Source organism: Desmonostoc vinosum, assembly GCF_059505385.1.
Genome location: NZ_JCACKM010000271.1, coordinates 1 through 5,138 on the forward strand (window position 1 = coordinate 1; position 5,138 = coordinate 5,138).

The 5,138-nt window shown below is 42.8% G+C and carries 5 protein-coding genes and 2 pseudogenes; 4 read left to right on the forward strand and 3 right to left on the reverse strand.

The annotated features are described in order from the left end of the window. Positions 1-83: 83 nt before the first annotated feature. Positions 84-882, forward strand: a pseudogene (locus AC5JMF_RS29155) (Rpn family recombination-promoting nuclease/putative transposase). A gap of 23 nt (positions 883-905) precedes the next feature. On the opposite strand, the gene AC5JMF_RS29160 reads toward AC5JMF_RS29155, so the two are convergent. The 3 genes from AC5JMF_RS29160 to AC5JMF_RS29170 all read right to left on the reverse strand — a co-directional run bounded on the left by AC5JMF_RS29160 (position 906) and on the right by AC5JMF_RS29170 (position 2,086). After that, positions 906-1,592 carry a hypothetical protein gene (locus AC5JMF_RS29160; RefSeq protein ID WP_495799192.1) on the reverse strand — a complete coding sequence of 229 codons (687 nt, stop codon included), beginning with the start codon at positions 1,590-1,592 and terminating at the stop codon, positions 906-908. Between the two features lie 129 nt (positions 1,593-1,721). Then, positions 1,722-1,913, reverse strand: a complete 192-nt coding sequence (locus AC5JMF_RS29165) for a DUF6887 family protein (RefSeq protein WP_495799193.1) — start codon at positions 1,911-1,913, stop codon at positions 1,722-1,724. Further along, the gene (locus AC5JMF_RS29170) at positions 1,910-2,086 is read right to left on the reverse strand and encodes a DUF6888 family protein (protein WP_495799194.1); all 177 of its coding nucleotides are present in this window, start codon (positions 2,084-2,086) and stop codon (positions 1,910-1,912) included. The genes AC5JMF_RS29165 and AC5JMF_RS29170 overlap by 4 nt, the downstream gene beginning before the upstream one ends. 331 nt (positions 2,087-2,417) lie before the next feature. Between AC5JMF_RS29170 and AC5JMF_RS29175 the strand changes: the two genes are divergently transcribed. The 3 genes and pseudogenes from AC5JMF_RS29175 to AC5JMF_RS29185 form a co-directional block, all read left to right on the forward strand. Next, complete coding sequence (locus AC5JMF_RS29175) at positions 2,418-2,741, forward strand: helix-turn-helix domain-containing protein (RefSeq protein ID WP_495799195.1); 324 nt, start codon at positions 2,418-2,420, stop codon at positions 2,739-2,741. A 308-nt stretch (positions 2,742-3,049) separates the two neighbouring features. Next, positions 3,050-4,597 carry a hypothetical protein gene (locus AC5JMF_RS29180; protein ID WP_495799196.1) on the forward strand — a complete coding sequence of 516 codons (1,548 nt, stop codon included), beginning with the start codon at positions 3,050-3,052 and terminating at the stop codon, positions 4,595-4,597. 168 nt (positions 4,598-4,765) lie between these two features. After that, positions 4,766-5,089 (forward strand): annotated as a pseudogene (locus AC5JMF_RS29185) (IS66 family transposase); the annotation flags it as partial. Positions 5,090-5,138: the final 49 nt, after the last annotated feature.

Sequence of the window (5,138 nt, forward strand, 5' to 3'; positions counted from 1 at the left end):
GTTTCTGGGAATTTTTAATTCCTAAATTTTCTTTAATATCTGCGGAATGTGGGTTCAAAAATATCCATTGTTCAGTTTTTTCCATGTTTGACAATACCTGTAAATTTCTTGCTGAACTATATTCTCCTGATTTTGCAACCTGGCTATTAGGAGAGCCTATCACTTTAACTAAGTTAAGCCCGACAGAATTATCGATAGAACCAATTCGCGCTGATGCCTTAATCTTGTTGCAATCACATGAAGTTGTTCTCCACATAGAATTTCAGACTCAACCAGACGAAGACCTACCTTTTCGGATGGCTGACTATTACTTGCGAATCTATCGCCGCTTTCCCAATAAACAGATATATCAAGTCGTAATTTATCTGGATAAAACTAGCTCTGAAAAAGTGTATCAAACCACATTCACTATTGAAAATCTTCGACACGAGTTTTCGGTGATTCGTTTGTGGGAACAACCACCAGAGATATTTTTGAGAACTCCAGGGTTATTACCATTTGCTGTATTAGCTGATACTAGTAACAAGGCTAGCTAATACACTACAACAAGTGGCGGCGGCTGTTGATAAAATTAGTGAAAAGCGAATACAAAGTAATATTGCTGCTGCTACCGCAATCTTGGCTGGGCTAGTATTAGAACAAGAAGTGATTGGGCGTTTATTCAGGAGAGACATTATGCGCGAATCAGTTATTTATAAATCAATACTGACTGAAGGCAGAGAAGAAGGACGAGAAGAAGGGATTGAAGAAGGAAGTCAACAGAAAGCCCGTGAAATCGCCCTTAACCTGTTAGCCGAAGGCATGGCTATTGACGCAGTTGCTCGGATTACTGGTTTATCACTAGAGGTAGTGCAAGAGTTACAACAATCAACTCAAAGGTGAGACATCAAGACCCACCATTTCGTTTACGCCGCAACTAACTCCGCACCTTCGTCTAGTGGGTAGTACTCCAACAACCGATCCCATTGTTCAGTAGTAAGTTCATTTACTGGCATATCAAGCCATTTCTCACAGTCAACGCGTTCTTCAATACCACCACTAGCTGAACCTTCCATCATCCGCAACGACCACACCGCATCCACCACAGAATCACACGATACACGTTCTTGATGTTCTGATGAGGCTCTGACTACCCACCACTTGCCATTGCTGCATCCTACTTCACCCAACTTTTTATCGTTGTAGTAGATGCCATCGTCCATCAAATCAAACTCAAACTTTTCACACTCGTTGGCAATCTGTGCCATTATCTCATTGCCAGTAGTACAAGCTGTTTCTGTCTCTTTTGCAGGCAATTCACCTCGCTTGTATTGAGTGCAGATGTAACGATAGCACTTCATATAGGTATTGGCTCGAAACTCTTCCTTGTTTACCACTACCACCCATCGTTGCGTTAGATGTTCTGGGTCGTAGATGATACTGGCTATTAGTTCTTCGCCTGCATATATCTCTTCGTCAAAGTCAGCAATTTTGACTATGGTAAATCCTTCTAGAGTAATCGCGTTGGCTTGGGATGTAATATATTTGTCTAATTTGGCTTGAGCTAAAAATTGTTCGCTAATTGGTTGCTGTGTCTGCGTTACATAAGTCATAATAAAAGTCTCCAATTGATTTGGATAAAAGGCGATCGCACTTGTTTCTCAGGCAGAGCGGTCGCTTTTTGGTGAAGAAAAAGAGCGTTATGCAATTACACAACACTCTCAAGTTGGTTTTAAAGTTTGTTATTCTGGTTGCTCGTTTTGAGTGCGTTGTTTGAGCAGTTGCTCTAATTGCTCCATTGAGTCAATTTTGATGCCGGGAGTTGCGTAGATTCTGTCACACAGAGCATGAAACGCTTCTTCGTCATCTCTGTGTTGCAAGACGTAAGCCCGTAGCTCCTGTCGTGTCATTTGATCAAAGTTCGGCTTGGTCATACAATTGTTACCTCTCCATCAGGACTTACATGTACTTCTGTTTCTTCTCCTGCCAGAAATATGAGGTTTGAAGTTCTTGAGTCTATAGTGACTAGTTCAATCGACAGATAGTATTTTGTCAGCGAATAACATAGCCTGTAAATCTGTTTCATCTGTTCTGGTGTCGGCTCCATTTCCCCTCATTTTATTGTGTACAACTTGCGTGCCCGTTTAGCAAGCCTGTGTCCCCTGTCCCCGGCTAGTGCGACTCGTCAGCTATGCAGTTTTCAAAGTTCAGATTTGCAAACCCTTGATTGCGTTCGGGTGCAGGCGGTTTGTTTTCTCTCACCTTATATAGTAGTACTCTTATTGGTAGTAGTCAATAAAGTAGTAGTTACTTTTAGATAGGAGTTTGTAATACTACTATTGGTTGCACATAAGCAAGGGTAATAACAATGGATGTAAGCACCAGATGTTTACATCCAATAGTAGTACCCCTTATAATAGGAGCATTACTTAGAGAGGATGGTTGTGTTTATCGCATTAAAAAAATTGAGAGAAGCTGCCGGACTTTCTCAGAACGACTTAGCTAGAAAAACTGGTTATAGTCCTCAGTTCATTCAAAAAATTGAACAGGGTAAAGTCAAGTCACTTACATTGGAGGCAGCTGCTAGATTCTGCGAATCCCTTAATTGCAAACCGGGGGATCTGCTAGAGGAAGGTGAGCCACCAAGAAAATCAAAGATAGAAAAAGGTGCTGCTTTAGAACCAAAAGCAAAAACTGAAATATTAGAAAATAGAAGAAAGATTTCTGCTGAAGGCGCTGAAGTCGATTTACTAGCAGCATAAAAATTGAAGCGACCGCCCGCCGACCAAAGCAATGCGATCGCCTGCTCAATCCGTTTACGACAAAGTGAGCTAAATATAATGCTGCCATACTTTTGGCGTAATCCAAAAATCAGCTAATTGTTCACTTTAGTGCTTATTGCAACGTTTACTTTCTCAAGCATTTACCATAGTGGGCAACAATCATGCTGACACTAGAGAATTTACAAAAAATATCACCCTTCGATTACAGTGTTCTCAACGATAGCATCAAAAAAACTTTTACCACAATCGACCGCTTCGAGTAGCAAGCGGTAGACGAAATTCTCCAGATGCGTGAGCAACAACTTTACCGCAATGCTGGGTATAAAAGCTTCAAAGAATACTGTCAAAATGAGTTATCTGCCTGGGGTGGATACCGACGAATCAATCAATTGTTGGCAGCCAAAAAAGTCATTGATGTAGCTGATGAATTAGGCAAACACATTAAAAACGAGCGTCAGTCCCGTCCACTACTGCGATTGGTCAAGGAACCAGACAAGCTCAAGGCTGCGGTTGCTCTAGCACTGCAAGAAAACCCCTCCCCCAGGGAATCAGATTTTGCCGCAGCTGCAAACAAAGTGGTTCCTCGCCTTCCACGCATAAAGCAATCTTTTCAGGAACCAATGGTTCCTCAATCAGCTAGAGTCACAGTTTCAGCACAGTCACATCACAGGTATGGGGAAGAGGGAACCATAGAAGCAGATGCACCGAACCACTGGCAGCAAATTGTTACCTTTGATGATGGTGAGGCAGTCGGAGTCTTGGCGGTTTCCGTCGAGTCCGTTAGCGCAGCGTTAGCGAGTACTCGAGCGTCACTGCCGAACCCGGAGGGTGAGAAATTACTGCTCAACAATACAGATTTAGATGCCCCAAGTATTTCCTTCCCTACAGAGAGAATATACCCTCAAGAATACCCCGAAGCGATTGCCGCACTCAAACAACAGCACCAGCAAGAATTAGAACGGCTGGAGCAAGACCTGAGAATTGGGCTACAGAAAGAAGCTAGAGCAAGGGCAGAAGAACAAGTGATTGAGCAAATGGCCTTTTTGCAACAACTGTTTCAACAGCAGAAACAACAAAACATCCAGTTACAGCAGCGCTTGGATGAAATGAAGGGATTGAGGCAGTTAGAAACTGAGAACCAGCAACTAAAACAACGTATTCAGGAATTGGAACATGCTGTAGAACAACGTCCTCAAGAAAAGTGGAGTAATATTCTCACTCTTCAGGCAACCAAGGCTTTTAACAAGCAAGTAAAGCTTGCTTTAGAGAAAACTATTGATTTGCGATCGCTTGCTCTTGAACCCCCAAAAGATAACGCCACCGAATGCTTGCGTCTGATGGGCATGGCGTTGGGTAATTTGGCTAGCGCTATCAGTAATACTCAAGCATTACAGGCTGCCGCCCTCATTTTAGGTACAGAAGCAACACCACAAGCTCTAGCTTACCGGACAGAGCAATTACAACTTTTACCACAAGCTCTCTCTGATATCAAAGCAGTGTTAGCCAAGCCCAACTGTACTTGGCAGGATTTTTGGGCAGTTGCTCAAGAATACCAGGTAATTGAACAGGACTATCGAGCGGAACTGACACCAGAAGAAACAAAGTTAATCGCTGTTCTCCAAAAAGTTTCTTCACAGCCGGAGACAATTGGCATTGGTTCTATTGTTGCCCATGCTGACCCCTACCGCACTTTGTATATCGAGAGAGGAGAAGTTGTACAGGACTTGGGAGAAGAAGTGGTAGTGGCTTGGGATTGCTGGAAAGAGCGCTCAAAAAAGACTGACAGGTATTCAAAAGACGAATTGCGGTTCTGGGAATCTAAACAGACTACTTAATATAAAGAGTAATTTTTTAGACATCAATCTCTAGATACTTGGTTAAGACTAAACCCCGCGATCGCAGCCGGGGAAATTGCGGAGGTATTAAAAGAAAATCCAGGGTTTGAGTTTTTGGTGGAGTGCTGGGACGATGATCCAGCCTTGCGGATTTTAATCAAGAAATTATGGATTAACTTGGCCTCAGCTACAGCAGGAAACCTTTTACGTTCTTTGCGTGATAAAGCAACTCAATGGTGGTATTTCCTTGACAACCCTGAAGTTGCTCCTGATAACAATCAGGCTGAACGCTCACTTCGCTTAGCTGTGACAAAACGTAAGATTAGTGGTGGTTCCCGTTCAATGGAGCGGTTTCAACACACTGCCAATTTATTGACGGTAGTGCAAACCTGTCGCCGTCAAGGTCGGTCTGTGATTGATTTCTTTGTACAAGCACTACTGGCTGATTCTATTAATTATCAGTCTCGCCCGTCTCTACTTCCTAACTATTAGAGGCTGTTTGAAAAGTTTTGAAGGGTAAAATTTTATGCAAGTCGCCTCA